This window comes from Massilia sp. Masssp93, from assembly GCF_059491295.1.
Genome location: NZ_CP168502.1, coordinates 2,593,565 through 2,612,196 on the forward strand (window position 1 = coordinate 2,593,565; position 18,632 = coordinate 2,612,196).

Here is an 18,632-nt window from a genome sequence, read left to right on the forward strand (position 1 = left end):
GCCCTGCTGTGCGCTCCTCGACGGCCGGCGCGAGGCGCCGCCAGCGGTTTGAGAAGTAATTCAGATACGACGACACACACTGGAGTGATTTTGAAACGACGACAATTACTGAAGCATTTGGGCGCGGCGATTCCCGCCGTCGCCCTGTCGCCCTATGCGCGCGCCGCCGACGCGCTGACGCCCACTGGCACGGGCACGATCGCGGCCGGTCCGTTTGCGCCGACCTGGGATTCGCTGTCGACTTACCAGACGCCGGACTGGTTCCGCAACGCCAAGTTCGGCATCTGGGCGCACTGGGGACCGCAGTGCGAAGCGGAACATGGCGACTGGTATGCGCGCGGCTTGTACGAGGAAGGCAGCGATCACTATCGCTACCATGTGCAGAAGTACGGGCACCCGTCCAAGGTCGGCTTCAAGGATGTGATCCACCAGTGGAAGGCGGAGCGCTGGGATCCGGACGCGCTGCTGGCCCTTTACAAGAAGGCCGGGGCAAAATATTTCATGGCGCTGGCCAACCACCATGACAATCTCGACCTGTACAACAGCCGCTACCAGCCGGAATGGAATTCCACCAGGGTCGGTCCGGGCAAGGACTTGATCGCCGGCTGGAGGCGCGCCGCGCGCGCCAACGGCATGCGTTTCGGTGTGAGCGTACACGCGGCGCACGCCTGGACCTGGTACGAGACGGCGCAGGGCGCCGACAAGAGCGGCCCCTACGCCGGCATCCCCTACGATGGCAAGCTGACCACGGCCGACGGCATGGGGACCTGGTGGGAAGGTCTCGATCCACAAGCGCTGTATGCGCAAAACCATCCCCTGAGCAAGAGCGGCGGCGATGGCGGCGTGTGGCAGGAGCAGTGGCACTGGGGCGGCGGCGCCGCCATTCCAGACAAGGCCTATTGTGACAAATTCTTCAACCGCACGCGCGACCTGATCGACAACTATGATCCGGACATGGTGTATTTCGACGACACCGTGCTGCCCTTGTTCCCGTTCAGCGACGTCGGCATGCGCCTGACGGCGCACATGTACAACCGCAGCATCGCCAGGAAGGGCAGGAACGAGGCCGTGGTCAACGGCAAGATCCTCAACGAACAGCAGCGCCAAAGCATGGTGTGGGACATCGAGCGCGGCCAGAGTCACCAGATCGAGCCCTTGCCATGGCAAACCTGCACCTGCATCGGCAACTGGCACTACGACCGGTCGCTGTACGAGCGCAAGGCCTACAAGAGCGCGCAGACGGTGGTGCATACGCTGATCGACGTGGTGAGCAAGAACGGCAACCTGCTGCTGAGCGTGCCGGTGCGAGGCAATGGCAGCATCGACGAACAGGAGCGCGCCATTGTCGAGGAAATCGGACGCTGGATGGCGGTCAACGGCGAGGCCATCTACGACACCCGGCCCTGGGCCGTGTACGGGGAAGGGCCGGTGGCGCAGGAGGCGGCCACGCCGATGTCGGGCGCAGGCTTCAACGAGGGCAAGGGCAAGCCGTTTTCCCCGGCCGACGTGCGCTTCACTGCCAAGGGCAGGACGGTGTTCGCCTTCGTCATGGGCTGGCCGGCATCGGGCAAGGTGTTGATCGAGGCCATGGGCAGTGCCAGTGCGCACATGTCGGGCCGCATCCGGCGGGTCGAGTTGCTCGGCGCCAAGGGTGCGCTGGCGTTCGAACAAACCGCACACGGCTTGCAGGTCACACTGCCGGCCAATATACCCGCTCTGGCTTATGCCAACGCTTTGAAAATTTCTTGAGGAGAAAGACTTGAACATCGCAGCCTTCGTGCTTGCCGCATCGCTGGCAACACCCGTGCTGGCGCAGCCGGCGGCACCGGCATTTGCCGGCATCTTCGGCGACCATGCCGTGCTGCAGCGCGGCGAAGCTTTGACCTTGTGGGGCACGGCGCCCCCCGGACTCGGCGTGACGGTGCGCCTTGGCGGCAAGACCGCCGAGGCCAAGGCCGATGCGCAGGGCCGATGGCGGGCGAGCATGCCGGCCATGTCGGCCGGCGGACCGTACACGCTGTCCGCCAGCGGCGCCGGCGGTACCGCGACGCTCATGGACATCATGATCGGCGACGTCTTCCTGTGCGGCGGCCAGTCGAACATGGAGTTTCCGTTGCGCCTGTCGACGGGCGCGTGGCCGGCATTTCCCGCCAATCCGGACCTGCGCTTCGTCAATATTCAACGCATCAGCGAACTTGCCGTCCAGCAGGACTTGAAGCGGCCGGCGGTATGGAACGTGGTGACGCCCAAGACCGTCGGCGAGGCCTCGGCGGCGTGCTACTACATGGCGCGTACACTGCAGCAGAAGCAGAAGGTGGCGGTCGGCTTCATTGGGTCGGACTGGGGTGGTACCACGATCCAGGGCTGGATCGGCGAGGAATCGCTGAAGACCCTGCCGGCCTACGCCGAGCGGGTCGAGGCGCTGGCGGTGATGGCGTCCAATCCGTCCAAGGGGATGGCCGACGAAGCGCGCCGCCTCGAGCGATGGTGGGACGCGCATGACCCGCAGGCCAAGGCGCAGCGTGCCTGGAGCTTGCCGGGATTCGACGACGCGGCATGGCCGAGCTTGTCGCCGAAGGGATCGTGGAAGGATGCCGGCGTCGCCGCGTTGGCGGGCTTCGACGGCGCCGCCTGGTTCCGCACCAGCGTGACGCTGAGCGAGGCGCAGGTGCGCGCGGCCAACGCCCTCCAGCTCGGTCCCATCGATACCTACGACAGCACCTGGGTCAACGGCGTGCGCGTGGGCGGCGGCACTATTGCGTGGATATCGCGCGACTATGCCGTTCCCGCGGGCGTTTTCAAACCGGGCCGCAACGTGATCGCCGTCCATGTTCTTGGGGGCGGCGGGCTGACCGGGCTGCCGGAACAGCGCGGCATCAAGACCGGCGACGGGCAGTTCATTGCCCTGTCCGCGCCGTGGAAATACCAGCTGGGCATGCGCGCCAAGGGCCTGGTTATCCCGGCCGCGCCGTGGGAAGTGCCGATCAGCCTGTCGACGCTCTACAACGCGATGATCGCGCCGCTGGCCGGCTACAAGTTCAAACTGGCGGCCTGGTACCAGGGCGAGGCCAACACGGACGCCGCAAGTGAATACGAGACCTTGCTGCCGCTGCTGATCGCCGATTGGCGCAAGACCTTGGGCCAGCCGGAATTGCCCTTCCTCGTCGTCCAGTTATCCTCGTTCGGTTCGATCGCGACCAAGCCCGGGCCATCGAACTGGGCGCAGTTGCGCGAAGCCCAGGCCAGGACGGTGCGCAACGACCCGCATGCCGCGCTGATCGTGACGATCGACGTGGGCGACCGCACCGACATTCATCCCGCGCAGAAAGCCGTGGTCGGCGAGCGCCTGGCCCGCGCGGCGCGCGCGCTGGCTTACGGTGAAGCGATCGCGCCTGGCGGCCCGGAAGCGGTCGGCGTGAAGCGGGAAGGGGAGGACCTGGTGGTCACCTTCAAGAACACCGGCGGGGGCTTGCGCACCTATAGTTCTAACCATGCGATCGGATTCGAAGCCTGTGCCGGCGCCGTGTGCCAGTTCGTGCTGGCGGTGGCGCAAGGCGACACGGTGACGCTGAAAGGCGCCAACCAGCCAGGCACCACGCGTGTGCGCTATGCCTGGGCCGATGCGCCGTATGTGAATCTGTACAGCGCCGACGACTTGCCTGCTGCGCCGTTCGAGATGGCGCTGTAAGCAGGCAGACGCCGGCCTATTGCATCACTCATTGAGCTTTCCCCTTGGGCTGTCGGCCATGTACTGCCTGCTCCAACCCGCCCTTGCGGAAACGGTCAAGGTGGACGATGTCCGATCCTTGCAGGCGGCCTTGGACACAGCCCGGGTGAACAAGCGCATTACCCGCAACGAGCTGGCAGCGGGCACGTATGCCTTGCGCCCGCCCATTGTCGTCGATGAGAGGCTGTCCGGCACGGCAGCGACACCGTTCGTACTGGCGGGCGCCACAGGCGCGCGTCCGGTGCCGACCGGTGCCGAACACCTGGCCAGCCTACACTGGGAGGCCTGGAACGGCGGCATCTGGCGTGCCAAACTCGAGGACAAGGACTTCCAGCGCCTGTGGCTTGGCCCGTCGATGCTGGTCCGTGCGCGCTATCCCAACAGCGGCCCCGCCAAGCTGGTCCTGGGCGCCCTGGCCAGTGGCGCCACGTCGAAGGAGCGCGTGGCGACCTGGCGCGATCCGGCTGGCGCCGTGCTGCATGGCCCTGCACGGCGGACGCTGGGGCGGTGTCCATGTGCATCGAAGGCCGGCGCGCGCCTGTGCAAAACATCCTGATCGAGAACCTGGCGTTCGAGGACACCGACGCGACCGCTACTGGCATCCAGATCGCGCGGAAATGGATAGGCGAATGGCAGCGGAACCTTCCCTGGCCACGCTGGACGCGATCGAACCAGTTGTGATACGGCGCAACCGCTTCGAGTGCGACCACGGCTGGGATGTTGATCTGGACGACGGCGCCTCGAATTACGTCATCGAAGAGAACCTCAAGTTGTCGGGCGGCCTCAAGCTACGTGAAGGCGTGCACCGGGTCGTTCGCAACAATATCCTCGTGAACGGGAGCTTCCATCCGCATGTATGGTCACGGACGCGCACTCCGTTGCCGGCGCCCTTCGTGCATCCGGTCCGAGAATTCGCAAGCTTGGTAGTTATGGGGACTGTTGCATGCGCTTTGCCCTAGCGGCTATATGGCTAAATGTTCAACACAGACGGCGGCACTATTGCGTGAGTGATAAGGCCGCCACTGTTGTGCAGCTAGCCCGTGCACATGCAATAGCCAAACCTCGGCGAGCGGCAGCTACCAGGGCCTAATGTTGCGTCGCGGTCGAGTGCGAAGGCTCGAAGGATGCCTAGCTCCGCGACAAGTGTCCGAATCGGGCAGTGTAGCGTTCGCGTCCAGTCTGGGCTGACTGTAACAATTCATTAGTTATTTCTGGCAGCATCGTATATCATTTTTCCAATGATCAGGTTCTGCAAATGTCAAAGGCGTGGGCGGGCTGGTAAGTAAAGCAGCAACGATTTTTGTTTTTAAGAATAATGTGAGGGAACATGAGCTATACGTTTAGGATGCTTCGGCAGAAGGACCGAAAAATTCTCGATTATTATGAAAAAGCCAATAGTATCTGGAGCAGAATATTAACTGATTTCGATGGGAACACGACGGAATTATCGAAAAAACTAACTCATGCGCAATTTGAGTTTGAACGAATCTCTGGTAGCTCAGATAGGTATGACCGATGGGATATGCAAGAGATAATGGTATTTTCTGGCTTGACGTATTTCTTGAACGAGGGCTCAGAAGAGGAGATGCGTAATGCGTCTGGTATTGCAGAGGCTTTTGAAATGAGTTATTGCAGCGTTGAAGTAAAAGGCTTGGCAAAGAGATTTGCGAAACTCTTCTATCTTGGTGTGTTTCCATGAACGGCATTCCTGAGCTTTACAACAAGCAGACGTATTTGCAATGGCACAATTCGGTAGTAGAGCCTGGGGGTGACTTGGAACGCGAGATCAACTCTACAATGGCGAAGATCAAAGCGGAAGGTAAAGAACGACTAAGCAATCTCGCAAACATCTTATCTCAACTTAATTCGTTCCAACTGCTGAAGAAAAAAACCAGCTGCGAAGATATTTCGGACGCGGATACGGACATCCAGCTCATCACGGCGATTCAGTCGGTAGGCTACGAGAGTCTGTTCAAAAGTACTGACTCCATAATTGATAAATTTTGGCGAAAAAATAAACTGCTAGGACCTGGAGCATATGTAACATCAAAGAATATGATGGCGAAAATTGGTGATCTTGTTAGAACATCGATTGTTACTTCTACGTTTGCCTATGCGGAAAGCCTTTCAAGTGCAATGGTTTATTGGAAAGAGATCGCCGAGCAAGCAAAAATTAATTCTGCTGATTATCACGATATTCGAAAGATTAGCCCGAAGGAGGAGGCAAAGATGGCCAACGGGTATTTTGCTCATCATGTAGATGTGCTTTATGCCGACGGGCTGAGAATTGAAATTCAAATATATTCGAAAATGAGTGAAATATGGCGGCATTTATCACACAAGCTCTATGAAAAAGTTCGCCTTGGTGATGATGTCAAATGGGGTCATGGAACTGCGGCATCTCGGTTGGTCTCGCTGGGCCATCTTCTTCATCTTGCGGAATGCGAAGTTGAGTATTTGAAGACAAGTATCGAAAAATGAGTGGGGCGAGATATGATGAAAATGTTGCTGTTCATTGACTGGCTGGCTTAAATATATAATCCATGAGTATCAATGCGTCCGAAGCACGGCTTGGCGCGCTTTCGCGTAAGACCTTTTTGTCGATGTGGAGCTACGAAAACCCTTTCTATGCGGAAGGGAAAGAGCTCTGCGATGTTCTCGTCGTATTCGGAGATGATGTCATAATCATCTCCGATAAGCTGAATTGATTTGGTGACCATCAGGACGAGGCGGTCAATTGGAAGCGCTGGTACAGAAAAGCCGTTGCTGGTAGCGTTCGTCAGTTACGGGGCGCCAGAAACCATATCTTCAGAGCTCCCGATAGCATTTATACGAACGCCCAGGTGTCATCGCCGCTTCCACTAAGGCTACCTCCGCGCGAACGGATGCGACTTCATCTTATCGCTGTCGCAAATGGCTGTGAAGACGCCTGTGTGGCCACGCACGGCCGAAGAAGCTTATACATAGATACGCGACTGCAAGACGATGCCGAGATTTGCACGGTTGGCACCACAGCCGAAGATGGCGACTTCGTTCATGTCGTAAGCGCGGTTGCGCTTGACGCGATGTTCGAATGTTTTGATACAACACGTGATTTTATCGATTATCTCAGCCGAAAAAAGGATGCTTTGTTGATCGAGAATTGGGTTATTGAAGGTGAGGAAAATTTGATTGCCGGCTACATTTCTAGCCAGCCCGGTGATAGCCCGTTTTTTATCCCGACGTCGAGCTTCTCTGTCGAAGCAGGCGTTCGGCGCGTCCGCTCAGGCATTTGGGATGTCTATGTCGGTAGTCCGGCCAAAGAAATTCGTCAGAAATCAAGAAAGGGGTCATATGTCATCGATCAGCTCATCGAGGACCTCGCGGATGACTATTCACAAGATAGAATGGTTATTGGTCAAGATAAAACCTTGTCCTATCACGAACAAGCGTTTCGACTCTTGGCGAGCGAGTCACGCCTAAGTCGCCAGGCCCTTTGTTTAGCGTTTTATGACATTTATTTCGAAAGCACCAAAACATTTTGGAGCAACGTATCTCAATCTCTTGATTTACCAGGTGTGCATTATCTATGGCTACTCTATCCGCAACCTCCCACAGATTGGCCTCTCGAACAGATTGAGACATACCTACTAAATGAGCTTTCGAAGTATATGCTCGTAACCCGAGCCAAATTTCCTTTGGCGACTCGTGTCTTTGGGATATGCTTACCGAATCGAGAGTGTCACTGTACTTCCCGGTTTTATCGAGTAACCGACGGCGAGAACTGGACCAATGATATGCAAACAGCTGCGGAACATTTTGAACAGAATGAGGGAATCCTTTCAACTATGGAAAGAGTCCAATACGGAACGACACGCTGAGCGTTGCAACCAGGCTGCCCGTCACGGTTATTTGCGTTGACAAAACAAAACCCATTAATTGCCTAGCTGTAGTCAGCCACATTGAGAAACAACTTCGCAACCAACGCAAAAGCAACGCTCGCGTCAAGCCAAAAATTCCATTTATCCAGGCAACGTAGTTTATGCGAATAATATTTGACATTAAGGCAGGCGGTTCTATGCTCATCATACAAGACCGGTAATCCCCCCGTTTTTAGAGCGAGCTAAAAGTAGAGGTTAAGCGGCAAGGGCAAGTTTCTGTTTTGGTGTGATGCCGCCGAGTTTCGCGTCAAACGTACTCTTAATTGCATCCACTGGAAGCAAAAGGGCTTCGCCGCGCCGCAGCCCTTGATGGAGCATAAGAATGAACGCCACATAGGTGCACCACCGGGTCTGAACACGAGCGAACGGGTTTTCTTTGGATTCAGGGTCGAGGAATTGGTATAGCGCTTCAACGGTAGACGCCGGAAGGGACCGGATCATTTCCGGTGTGTTTCGCTTCTTCACGCGGAACTGGCTGTAAAGGACCGAAAGTTGATGAAGCCGGCTCTCGATATGCTACAGCGCCTTGTGCGCGTCACTTTTCGCAATCCACGAGACGACCGACGTGACGAAATTGAGTCCGACTTGCCAACGTGTCTCGTCAGCCTCAGACGTCCTTGCTTGATTTCGGATCGAGATAAACCATGATTCAAGGATTTCAGCCAGGCTTCCGTCGTTCAGAGTACCTAGGGCATCGTCAAGTGCGCCATATCCAAGCAACTCATCGCCGTGCTGGTACAGATTGTCGATGTAACGGAGTTTTTTTATGTGTGTCGAGTCCGCTAAGGCCGCAGTAACAGCCGCCGACCAGACTGCGGCCCAGTATCGAGGCAGACCATGCCGGTCGACTAGTACAGGCCCAGAAAGACCTGGAGGGATGTGCGAACCGACAAGCTGAGTGATCATGGCGTTGTAATGGTTAAGCAACGCTTAAACATACCATTCACTGAGCCGTCGTTGCGGTACTTGATCAAAGAAACGCAACATCCTGCAAACTACCGTCCCTTCGCATAATCTATATTATGTCAAATGACAGATCGACGCGTGGCCCCCGCTATAGGCAAGATTGGCAGGGTCCGTCGTCGCAGCGACATATCTCATCAGTGGAAGCAAACCTGCCATTTCACCGTAGAGTCCGGTGCAACCTTGCCGACGCCCCCGCCAGCGCCGCCCTTTTCGGCGCGACGCACCGCCCGCCGCTGACCCGCGTGGCATTCTGTGGCTTGACGTGGCCGACGACGCGTACAACGGCTTCTCGGGCTCGTTCGTGCAAGACTCGGATTCAGGCGGCATCGCCTGGTTCAACCTGTCCACGTTGTCGAACCGATTTATTCCGGGCTACGACTCGACGATCACTCGTGCATTTGAGTATGCGCCAGGTCATCCGACTGGCTTTATTGCCACGTCTGGCATCAATGGCTACTTCGATTCCATGATCGGTCTGGACTTCATGCCAGGTCCCACGCCCGGTACATTCTCGGTGACCCCCAGTTCGTTCGCGTCATATGCGGAGACGTCGCTGAGTCCGCCCGTGACACACCAGATCCTGTCCGGTACCGTGACGGTGGGAACGATCGCGCCAAACCTGTTGTCCTACCTGGAAGATCCGAATTCCGGTCTGACTGTTTTTCTCCCCGCTAATTCTCCCGCGCCGGTGCCGGAACCGGGCAGTCTGGCGCTCATAGGCGTCGGCTTGGGCCTGAGTGGCCGTCTGCGCAAGCGCGCCAAGCCGGCGTGATGGAAGGGTGACGCGATAAGGCGCCCCACAGGGGCGCTGCAAAGCCAATGCGTATAACTCGACATTACAGAAAATAATGTCGAGTTATATGACATCACCCGGCAGAGCACGAGTTGCATGTCTTTATCCTCTTGCGATTGCGCTGATGCGGGCGCGCCACCAGGCTTCCGGAGCGGCGGCGCCGACGCCGACGCCCCGCTCGACGATACCCGCGCCTGGCCGGACACGGCTACAATGGGAAGTCGGTGTCGACGATCCTCCGGGAGAAAGGCGGCAACGCCCGCCTCGCGAACCGAAGCCGGGTGGCGTTCGTCAAACCGTTGGGCCACCTGAGCTGGCCAACCGGAACCCCGGTCCGCCTCGCTGCGGTTGATGCAGTTTCCGGCCCGCTCCGCTTTGCCGTGTCGTGACACCGGAAACGTCCAGGTGACGCGCTCGTTATCCCGGTCGTCCGGCTGGCGGACCGGGCGATCTCGCCATCGTCGATCATTCCAAACGGGGAGTCAATATGTGCATCAAACGCTTTCTGGCGGTAACCGCCCTCGCCCTCGCCAGTACCGTGACCTCCTCCGCCTTCGCGCACGCGAAGCTGCAGTCATCCAATCCCAAGGCCGGCAGTACGCTTGGCGGCGCGCCGAAGCAGGTTCGCCTCAAATTCAACGAGGCGGTCGAGCCGGCCTTCAGCAAAATCATGTTGCTGGGGACCGGCGATAAGGAGATTCCAATCAGCGGCGCCACCGTCGACAAAGTGGACCCGACCGTCATGACGGCCCCGCTGCCGCCGCTCCCCGCCGGAGAATATCGCGTGCGCTGGTCGACGATGACCCATGACGGCCACAAGACGAAAGGTGACGTTCCGTTCACGATCAAGTGATGGGGCTCGACCTGCAGACCGTCCAGCGGCTCGTCACTGCATTGCTGAACCTGTCGGTGGCCGTGCTCATGGGGGCAAGCGTGGCCCGCTCATGGCTCGACCGCGACGCTTCCGACTGGGCGGCGGCGCGACGCCAGCCGGTCCGCAATGCCGCCATCGGCGCTGCCGTGGTCGCGCTTGCCGCCAGCGCCGCATGGCTGTGGCTCGAGTCGGCGGCAATGGCCGAGGTTCCGGTTACTCAGGCAGGAAGCGCCGTCTGGACGATGCTGAGCGCCACGCATCTCGGACTTGCGTGCTGCGTCGGCATGGCCGGGCTGGCCGTCGCCATGGCCGGCGCCCTCCTCCGGGACGGCAGAAGCCGGCTTGCTGTGCTGCTGACTCCGGCAGCGCTCGCGGTGTTCTGGTACACGCGGAGCATGGTCAGCCACGCGGCTAGCGACGGCGACTTCAGCGTGCGGCTGCTGGCTGATTGGGTTCACCTGGGCCTCATCAGCCTGTGGGTCGGTGAAGTCGCCGTCGCCGGCGCCATCATCTTGAGAGCGCCTGGGAACATGGCTTCAACCGACCGGCGCGCCAGGGCGGCTTATGTCGTGTCGCTGTCGAATTCCGCAACCTGTGCATTGACCGGCATCTTCGCCACCGGGGTCTATGCGGTCTGGCGCAGCATCGGCGGATGGGCCGACCTGGTCGGCAACCCCTACGGCAACACCCTCGTGGCGAAAGTGCTGGTCGTAGGCCTGGCGGCTGCGCTGGGCGGGTTCAACCGCTTTTTCGTGATGGCGCCGTGGCGCGCACACGAGTCCGCGGGTCGTGCCGTGCCGGGCGTCTTGCCGGCGCGTTTCAAGCGCGTCCTCCGGATCGAGGCATTGCTGCTGCTGGCGGCCGTCGTGCTCGCGGCCTGGCTTGCATCGACGTCGCCACCGGGCGAGGCGATGTAAGGCGTACGGAAACCTGTCACTGGCAGGTCGTTTACGCCGCGCCCGCCGCGCCGGCGGCGTGGCCAGTCCCGCCAGAAGCAACCGCACGGCGCCCGCCGATGCCCGCATACCGGTGCGCTGGCGCACTGATGGCTGTCAACGACGCTCAGTCCGTTTGTAACGATAGTGAGTGACGCGGGAATTCAGGATCGACCGCTTCGCGTTGCTGCGCGACATGCCGGCAGTCGGGAAGACTGCTCAGATTCCAGCGCTTGCAAGCCACTCAATGGAAAGGAGTAATGCCGTGAAACATTCTTCAATCGAAGTCGGTCCGCAGCTCGAGGCCGCGGCGCCGCAGGTCAGGGCTGTCGAGACCATGCTGCGCGACATGCAGAACACCCCCGCCCCCGCTGCCCGCGCGGTCGCGCAAGCGAAGTCGAAGCTGTTCTTGCCGACCATGCCTGCAGATCAATACGAAGAGCTCAAGGCAACATTGCAGGCGCAGGGGCCGGCGGCCGAAAAGCCCTTCGACACCGAAACCGAAGCCGAGGCGTTGCCGCGCGCGCCGATCGGCCTGGTCGGCCCCAACGTGCCGGGCGCGACGGATGTCGATGGATTGATCCCGCCCGATACGCACGGCGCCATCGGGCTCGACCACTTCGTCGAGGTGACGAATTCGCACGTCGACATCTTTGTCCGGACCAACCCGAGCCAGCGCACCAGCATTTCGCTCGCAGCCTTCTTCGGCTATACCACCCGGATCCTGTTCGATCCCCGCGCCGTCTACGACAGCGTCTGGAACCGCTGGATCATCACCGCCGACGCCTTCCAGGAGTCGGACACCCGCCAGTTCCATTTCGTCGCGATCTCCACGACGTCGAACCCGCTCGGCTCGTATTTCATCTACGGGCTGAACGTCACGTTCAACGCCGGCGATTTCTGGGATTATCCGCAACTCGGCATGGACCAGGATTCGATCATCATCACGGCGAACGTCTTCACGTCGTCCGGCGGGTTCCGGGGCGCCGACATGTTCGCGGTCGCCAAGGCGCGCCTGTACAACGGGCTGGGTTTCGTGGTGCCCGTCTTCACGGGCCTGCGCGCCACGCTCGCGCCGCCGATCGTACTGGACCAGAACGCCAGGACGTTCCTGATCGCCGCGTCGGGCGGCAGCGCGCTGAGCCTGTACGCGCTCACCAATTCGAGCAGGCCGAACGCCATCCAGCTGACCGGGCCGGTAAATATTTCGGTGCCGTCGTATTCCGCCCCGCCCCCTGCCCCGCAACCGGGCACCAGTGCCGTGCTCGACACGCTCGACGGCCGGTTCGTCAACGCCAGCACGCAGACGGGCGATTTCCTGTGGCAGGTCCACACCGTCAACCTCGTCGGCTATGCGGCGCCCAAGTTCTACCAGATCAACACGGCCACCAACGCGCTCGTGCAAAGCGCGTTCTTCTTCGGGACGTCGACGTCGTTCGACTTCAACGCATCGATCGCAGCCAACAGCGCCAACGACGTGTACGTGACGTGGACGCTGACCGACCCTCCCCGCGGCACCAACGCCCAGGTGCGGTTCTCCGGCTTCGACCACAACAACGGCAGCACGTACAGCCTGAGCCCGGGCACGGCGGCCTTCACGAGTCCGACGTGGTTCGGCGGCGGCCGCTGGGGCGATTATTCGGCGGTGACGGTCGATCCGCGCAATTCCAGGCGCGCCTGGCTGGTCAACGAGGACATCCTGTCGAACCATGACTGGGGCAGCCGTATCGTCGGCATCGGCTTTACGGCGTGAACCGGCGCGGGTCCGGCATCGTCACCGGATACCGCTGTCGTACACGATCCGGACCGACGTGACATGGTCCTTGATCACGGTCACCGTCTGGTCCGGCGCGTGCGGGTAGATCGCTTCGGACTCGGGGTGCAGGACGTACGTGCCCGGTTCGAGGATGATCTCGAAGCGGCCGTTCGCGTCGCTGCGCACCTCGGCCACCGGGCGTCCGGCCGCATCCGCCACGCCGATCACGGCCCGGTAAGGACGCTGGTTGGCCGATCCGGGCCGTTCGACCGGGCTGAGCGGGCGCAGGATCACGTCGCCGTCGATGCCGCTGGCCATGTCGTGCGCTTGCATCATCATGCCTCAGTATAGGCACGATAGCGGCCGCATTACAGGATCCCGCGCCCGCGCGCGGACGCGATGATCTCGTCGTAACGCTCGTTGTCGGTCTTGTGCAGATAGGCGGCCGTCGTCGCGATGTTCGCGTGCCCGGCCGTGTCCTGCAGCGTCTTGAGCTGGACGCCGTTGTTTGCATGGTTCGTCAGCATGCTGTGGCGCAGCCAGTGCGCGGACGCCTGCCGCAGCGTGGTGGCCGTGTCGGCGTCGCCGCGGGTGTCGGCGACGCTTGCCGCGTCGGCGAAGACGGCCTTGATCGCTTCGGCGGCCGCTTCGTCGGTGATGCGCGCGAGGCCGCGGCTGCGGCTCGACAGGACGAGCGGCGTGCGGTCCGCGCGGTTCGCCTGCGGCAACAGGTCGAACGCCTGGCGATAGGCGCGGAAGGCGTCCAGCATGTCCGGCGGCACCGGCAGCCGGCGCGGCTTGCCGCCTTTGCCGACGACGTCCAGCCACCAGCGGCCATTGCCTTCCGTGTAGATGGAACCCATCGCCGCGCCGACGATCTCGTTCAGGCGCGCGCCCGTGTGCGCGAACGCGACGAGCAGGAAACGGTCGCGCTCGCGCCGCTTGACGGCAGCCGGCGTGCCGGCCGGGCGCCGCGCGACGGTGTCCAGCGCCAGCGCGATCGCGCCCTGCGTCAGGTAGCGCGTGATGCGGCTGGCCGTCGGGGCCCGGACGTTGCGGACGAGCGCGGCCGGATTGCGGCGCAAATACCCCGTCTGCTCCGCGAAGCCCAGCAGGCCCTTGACGGCGATCATCGCCTGGCGCCGGCTCGCGTCCGACAGCGGCCCCGTGAACGGCCGGTAGCGCGCATCCGTGCGCGGCCACTTTGTCCTGGACACCCATTCGGGCGGCGGATTCTTGAGGAAGTCCTTGTACGCGTTCAGGTCGGCGACGTTCAGCTGGCCCAGCGTCTTGCCGGGTTCTTCGCGGCACCAGGTCAGGAAGCGGAACAATTCCTTCTGCGTATTCTGGATGGATTTTGCGCTGAGCTCGCCGTGCGCGATGAACTCGCGTGCCAGTTCGATGTCGGTGGTCGCTTCCGTGATGGCATCGTCGGCCTGACGGTACATCTTGACGTGCAGCCGGCTGCTGGCACCGGGCGCGATCTCTTCCGGAAGCGTTGGACCGAGGTCGATGGGCGTAAAGGTCGGCATGAGGAAAGACATTACTGTGTTTTTGTACAGTATATCATCCCGCCGCGAAAGCGCCACCGGGTCAGTAGCCGCGCACGCTTGAACGGCGTTTGCAGGCCGGCCGCGCCTACGGGACAATCGGCGTGACGCGGTCCGACTCGAAAGGAGCATGCATGAACATCACGGTGAAAAACACGACAGCCGACACGACCCGGGTCACTTTGTTCGGCGAACTGCGCGACGGCAGCTTCGACGCGAAGATCATGGCCGAGACCGACGTGCCCTACACGCGCTGCTGGGATGACGAGGTCGAGCAGCGCATCGTCTACATCCAGCCCGATCCGGAGCAATTGCAGGCCATCCTCGCCGCCCTCAACGACCGCCGCCTGTCGCTCGAGCAGTTGCAGGCGTTCGGCAGCGTGGGCGGCGGCACGTCCGAGATCCCGGTCTGACCGGCTGAGCCGGCATCCTATACGCGCACGCAGCGCCTGCCGACAGACGGCTCGCCTGCGCGCGGCAACAATCGTTCATCGAGCTACGCACAGGGAGGCGGTATGAACGCACACACGACGAATCCGGGCGACGGCGCCGGCAAGGACCAGCAGAACGAGCAGTCGGCGACGATCGGCGTCGGCAACGCGACGAGCGGCGAACAGGGCAGTACGCCCACCCACGAGACGATGGCGGAAACGGGCGGCAGCGGCGGCCGTGCGCTGACGAAGCCGCGGCCGGAGGAAGAAGCGCCGTCGTCACGCGGCGCCAGCCAGTCCGGCGCGGCGGGCAGCCGCCAGGGCGGCCCCCATGACGAGGCCGAAGGCGCTGGCACGGCCGCGACGGCCATCAACCGCGGCTACCAGTACACCCGCAGCCGCCAGGCCAGCCCCGGTTCGACCGGACTGGGCGCGCCGGAAACCGGCGGCAACCAGACCGAGGCCGACCTGGCGCCGCGCCGCGATTGACCGGTCAGGCGCCCGCCATGCGCCGGCAGGCGTCCGCGCACGCGCGGCATGCCTGCGCGCAGGCCTGGCAATGGTCCATCGGATGCTTGCCGCATTCATCGCCGCAGGCCGCGCACACGTTCGCGCACAGCCGGCACAGGTCGCGCGCGAGGTCGCTGCCGCGCGCCATGAAGGCGGCTGCCGTCCGGCAGATCTGGGCGCAGTCCATGTCGAGCGCGATGCAGCGCGCCATCATCTTGACGTCGTCTTCCTGCAGACAGGCGGTCGAACAGCGGTCGCAGGCGGCCGCGCACGCGTTGCAGGCCTCGATACAGGCTTTGAAATCGTCGTAAGACATCGTTCCTCCTCGGTGGATTGGTGACGTGTCCCGGACATCCCGATGAAGGCCGCGGCCGGTGTCTCCCGGCCTGCCGCCCCGCATATTATGGCGTGCTGCTCCGGATGACGGCGCCACCCTTCATGACGAAGTTCACGCGCGTGAGTTCGGCCGGGTCCGCCAGCGGATCGCCGCTGACGGCGACGACGTCCGCATACTTGCCCGGCGTGAGCGAACCGATGCGGTCCTTCCAGCCCAGCAGGTCGGCGCCGTTGATCGTGGCGGCCTGGATCGCCTGCATGGGCGTCATGCCGTACTTGACCATGTAATGGAACTGTTTCGCGTTATCGCCGTGCGGATACACGCCTGCGTCGGTCCCGAACGCCATCTTGATGCCGGCCTTGAACGCCTTGCGGAAGTTGTCGCGCTGCAGTTGCCCGACCATGCGTTCCTTCTCCAGCGATTCCGGCAGCATGCCGGCCCTGGCGCCTTCCTGCAGGATGAAGTCGTCGTTATAGATGTCCATCACGAGGTAGGTCCCTTTTTCGCGTGCCAGGCGGATGCCTTCGTCGTCGATCAGGCTCGCGTGCTCGACCGAGTCGACGCCGGCCAGGATCGCGTCGCGGATGCTGCTCGCGCCGTGCGCGTGGGCGGCCACGCGGCGCCCGAGCTTGTGCGCTTCCTCGACGATGGCCTTCATTTCTTCCAGCGTCAACTGCTGGGCGCCCGCCTCGTCGCCCTTCGAGAGCACGCCGCCGGACGCGCAGATCTTGATGGTGTCGGCGCCGTACTTCGCCATCTCGCGCACCTTGGCGCGCCCCGCCCACGGGCCGTCGGCCACGCCATTCTCGACATAATGGAAATCGTGCGGCAGCAGGTTGTTGTCGCAGTGGCCGCCCTGGATGCCGATGGCGTAGCCGGCCACGCGCATGCGCGGGCCCGGCAGTTCGCCGTCATTGATGGCATCGCGCAGCGCCACGTCGCCGAAGCCGCTGGCCCCGACGTTGCGCACGGCCGTGAAGCCGGCCTCCAGCGTGCGCCGCGCCGCGTAGGCGCCGTACATGGCGGCGCGGATGTCGGATACGCCCAGCGAACGGTAGCCGTGCAGGTTCGGGTCGCCCGTCAGGTGCACGTGCGCGTCGATCAGGCCCGGCAGCACGGTCTCGTGCGACAGGTCGATCACCCTGGCGCCGGCCGGCACTGTCGTGGCGGCGGCCGGACCCACGGCCGTGATGCGTTCGCCGCTAACGAGGATGGTCTGGTCGGTCAGCACCTTGCCGCCCACGACGTCGACCAGCCTGCCGGCGCGGATGGCGACGACCTGGTCGGCGCCGGCGGCGGAATACGTGAAGGCGAGCATGGCCACCGCGGCCGCGAGCGATTTCTTGTTCATGGTTGAGAACTTTCGTAAGTGTGCGCATGTCTGGCGGACGCCACCGCCACATGTCGCGCGGCCAGTCGGTACCAGTTGCGCCAGGAGACGATGGCGTTGACCCAGAAGCCGGCGTACAGCACGGCCGTCAGGACGAGGCCGCGGCTCAGATACAGGGGCGCGGCAATGCTGTTCACGAGCAGCCAGAACGCCCAGTTCTCGACCCGGCGCTGCATCATGAGGATCTGGCCGATGACGGAAAAGACGAGCACGGCCGAATCGAGGAAGGGCGCGTACGCGTTCGTCGTGAAGTGCAGCAGCACGCCGTAGCCGGCCGTGGCGGCCACGCCCAGCGGCACGGTCCATGCCAGGTTCGTGGCGCTGGCGTGCGTGATCGGCAGCGGGTCGCCGTGGTCGCCGCGCGCCCATTTCCACCAGCCGGCGACGCTGGTCGCGACGAAGAAGACCTGCAGGGCGACGTCCGCATACAGCCGGTTCTGGGCGAACAGGATGGCGAACAGCGTGCAGCCGACGATGCCCGTCCACCACGTGTGGACGTTGTTGCGGCCGGCCAGCAGGATGGCCACGGCGGTGAGGCCGTTCGCCGCCAGTTCCAGCGGCCCTGTCATCGCGCCCCGCCCTGCCCGTCCAGTTTCATCCACGCTCCCCGAAGAAGCGTGTACTGTACGCCAGCCCGTCCGATTATTGCAAGAGAGGAATGTTCAGCGCGCCGCGGAGCCTTACAGTTTCAGCGTACGGTGCTCCGCATCCAGGTCCGGCCGGGTGCCCGTCATGGCAGCCTTCGCGACCGCGAACAGGCGCACCATCTTGCTGTCGTTCGAATCCCAGTATTCGGCCGAGTGCGGCTCGACGCGGATCAGCACGGCGTGCTCGTCGTCCGGGCCGGCCGGGAACCACGCCTGCACGCCCGCGTTCCACATCGCGCGGATGCGTTCGCGGTCGACGACGCGCTCCGCGAGCCCGCTGACGGAGACGAACAGGCTGTCTTCCGATTTCGCGAACGACAGGTTGACCTGGGGCCGGTGCGCGATGCAGTCCCACAGCGCGGTCTGCGTGGAGGTGAAGAACCAGACGCCGCCGCCGTCGTCGACCTCTTCCTGCGTCATTGGCTGGCTCAGCAGGTGGCCATGCTCGTCCTGCCACGTGAACATCGGGAAGCGGACTTCCCGGATCTTCGATTTCAGGTCGGCGATGTCTTTGGTGTCGTGTGTGCTCATGGTGGGTCCTCGTGCGGGTGGAAGCGCCATCCTAGCGTGCGCCTGGCCGGCGTTCGGTGCGGCGGCGTACACACCCGGTTGGACAAGTCCGGATCGCGGTTGCTGCACGTATTCGGCGCTTTCTTGAGACCAGTCAACGGCGCCGGAAAGCGAAAAAAACGCCCCGTTGCAGCGCAATATAATGAGCTCAGCGTCGACCGGGGCACCGGTCCGGCGCGCCCGTCAACGAGCGTGGAGCTGCCGCCATGAAGCATATCGACCGCCA

20 protein-coding genes are annotated in these 18,632 nt (G+C 62.3%); 13 read left to right on the forward strand and 7 right to left on the reverse strand.

Translation table 11 applies throughout. The features are described 5' to 3' along the window. Positions 1-90 precede the first annotated feature (90 nt). The 7 genes from ACEN9Q_RS10720 to ACEN9Q_RS10750 all read left to right on the forward strand — a co-directional run bounded on the left by ACEN9Q_RS10720 (position 91) and on the right by ACEN9Q_RS10750 (position 7,587). A complete protein-coding gene (locus tag ACEN9Q_RS10720; RefSeq protein ID WP_495628378.1) occupies positions 91-1,749 on the forward strand; it encodes an alpha-L-fucosidase in 1,659 nt (552 codons plus the stop codon). 10 nt (positions 1,750-1,759) lie between these two features. Continuing rightward, a complete protein-coding gene (locus tag ACEN9Q_RS10725; protein ID WP_495628379.1) occupies positions 1,760-3,688 on the forward strand; it encodes a sialate O-acetylesterase in 1,929 nt (642 codons plus the stop codon). Between the two features lie 31 nt (positions 3,689-3,719). Then, positions 3,720-4,283, forward strand: coding sequence for a hypothetical protein (locus tag ACEN9Q_RS10730; protein ID WP_495628380.1), 564 nt, complete (start codon positions 3,720-3,722; stop codon positions 4,281-4,283). Between the two features lie 73 nt (positions 4,284-4,356). Then, positions 4,357-4,686 (forward strand): hypothetical protein, encoded by a 330-nt coding sequence (locus tag ACEN9Q_RS10735; RefSeq protein WP_495628381.1) that lies wholly within the window; start codon positions 4,357-4,359, stop codon positions 4,684-4,686. A 368-nt stretch (positions 4,687-5,054) separates the two neighbouring features. Next, complete coding sequence (locus tag ACEN9Q_RS10740) at positions 5,055-5,426, forward strand: hypothetical protein (protein ID WP_495628382.1); 372 nt, start codon at positions 5,055-5,057, stop codon at positions 5,424-5,426. Beyond that, complete coding sequence (locus ACEN9Q_RS10745; RefSeq protein ID WP_495628383.1) at positions 5,423-6,208, forward strand: nucleotidyltransferase family protein; 786 nt, start codon at positions 5,423-5,425, stop codon at positions 6,206-6,208. Before ACEN9Q_RS10740 ends, ACEN9Q_RS10745 begins: the two co-directional genes overlap by 4 nt. A gap of 452 nt (positions 6,209-6,660) precedes the next feature. Next, positions 6,661-7,587 (forward strand): hypothetical protein, encoded by a 927-nt coding sequence (locus ACEN9Q_RS10750; protein WP_495628384.1) that lies wholly within the window; start codon positions 6,661-6,663, stop codon positions 7,585-7,587. Between the two features lie 255 nt (positions 7,588-7,842). On the opposite strand, the gene ACEN9Q_RS10755 is transcribed toward ACEN9Q_RS10750, so the two are convergent. Continuing rightward, positions 7,843-8,112, reverse strand: coding sequence for a hypothetical protein (locus tag ACEN9Q_RS10755; RefSeq protein ID WP_495628385.1), 270 nt, complete (start codon positions 8,110-8,112; stop codon positions 7,843-7,845). A 763-nt stretch (positions 8,113-8,875) separates the two neighbouring features. On the opposite strand from ACEN9Q_RS10755, the gene ACEN9Q_RS10760 reads away from it, so the two are divergent. The 4 genes from ACEN9Q_RS10760 to ACEN9Q_RS10775 all read left to right on the forward strand — a co-directional run bounded on the left by ACEN9Q_RS10760 (position 8,876) and on the right by ACEN9Q_RS10775 (position 12,968). Further along, positions 8,876-9,385, forward strand: coding sequence for a PEP-CTERM sorting domain-containing protein (locus tag ACEN9Q_RS10760; RefSeq protein ID WP_495628386.1), 510 nt, complete (start codon positions 8,876-8,878; stop codon positions 9,383-9,385). Positions 9,386-9,893: 508 nt separating this feature from the next. Then, positions 9,894-10,259: a copper homeostasis periplasmic binding protein CopC gene (gene copC, locus ACEN9Q_RS10765; protein WP_495628387.1), complete on the forward strand. Its 366-nt coding sequence runs from the start codon at positions 9,894-9,896 to the stop codon at positions 10,257-10,259. Next, positions 10,259-11,197, forward strand: a complete 939-nt coding sequence (locus ACEN9Q_RS10770; RefSeq protein ID WP_495628388.1) for a copper resistance D family protein — start codon at positions 10,259-10,261, stop codon at positions 11,195-11,197. The genes copC and ACEN9Q_RS10770 overlap by 1 nt, the downstream gene beginning before the upstream one ends. Positions 11,198-11,480: 283 nt before the next feature. Further along, positions 11,481-12,968 (forward strand): hypothetical protein, encoded by a 1,488-nt coding sequence (locus ACEN9Q_RS10775; protein ID WP_495628389.1) that lies wholly within the window; start codon positions 11,481-11,483, stop codon positions 12,966-12,968. A 21-nt stretch (positions 12,969-12,989) separates the two neighbouring features. Here the strand turns inward: ACEN9Q_RS10775 and ACEN9Q_RS10780 are convergent, their stop codons facing one another. Then, entirely contained in the window at positions 12,990-13,310 is a 321-nt protein-coding gene (locus tag ACEN9Q_RS10780; protein WP_495628390.1) for a hypothetical protein, read from the reverse strand. 29 nt (positions 13,311-13,339) lie between these two features. Continuing rightward, entirely contained in the window at positions 13,340-14,515 is a 1,176-nt protein-coding gene (locus tag ACEN9Q_RS10785) for a tyrosine-type recombinase/integrase (RefSeq protein WP_495628391.1), read from the reverse strand. A 140-nt stretch (positions 14,516-14,655) separates the two neighbouring features. Between ACEN9Q_RS10785 and ACEN9Q_RS10790 the strand changes: the two genes are divergently transcribed. Continuing rightward, positions 14,656-14,934: a hypothetical protein gene (locus ACEN9Q_RS10790; protein WP_056446728.1), complete on the forward strand. Its 279-nt coding sequence runs from the start codon at positions 14,656-14,658 to the stop codon at positions 14,932-14,934. Positions 14,935-15,036: 102 nt separating this feature from the next. After that, positions 15,037-15,441, forward strand: a complete 405-nt coding sequence (locus tag ACEN9Q_RS10795; RefSeq protein WP_495628392.1) for a hypothetical protein — start codon at positions 15,037-15,039, stop codon at positions 15,439-15,441. Positions 15,442-15,445: 4 nt separating this feature from the next. Here the strand turns inward: ACEN9Q_RS10795 and ACEN9Q_RS10800 are convergent, their stop codons facing one another. From ACEN9Q_RS10800 to ACEN9Q_RS10815, 4 genes are all read right to left on the reverse strand, one after another. After that, positions 15,446-15,778, reverse strand: a complete 333-nt coding sequence (locus tag ACEN9Q_RS10800; RefSeq protein WP_056446734.1) for a four-helix bundle copper-binding protein — start codon at positions 15,776-15,778, stop codon at positions 15,446-15,448. Positions 15,779-15,863: 85 nt separating this feature from the next. Further along, positions 15,864-17,150, reverse strand: coding sequence for a Xaa-Pro dipeptidase (locus ACEN9Q_RS10805; protein ID WP_495628393.1), 1,287 nt, complete (start codon positions 17,148-17,150; stop codon positions 15,864-15,866). Continuing rightward, complete coding sequence (gene pnuC, locus ACEN9Q_RS10810) at positions 17,147-17,758, reverse strand: nicotinamide riboside transporter PnuC (RefSeq protein WP_495628394.1); 612 nt, start codon at positions 17,756-17,758, stop codon at positions 17,147-17,149. Before pnuC ends, ACEN9Q_RS10805 begins: the two co-directional genes overlap by 4 nt. A 111-nt stretch (positions 17,759-17,869) precedes the next feature. After that, entirely contained in the window at positions 17,870-18,367 is a 498-nt protein-coding gene (locus ACEN9Q_RS10815; protein WP_495628395.1) for a pyridoxamine 5'-phosphate oxidase family protein, read from the reverse strand. Between the last annotated feature and the right edge of the window lie 265 nt (positions 18,368-18,632).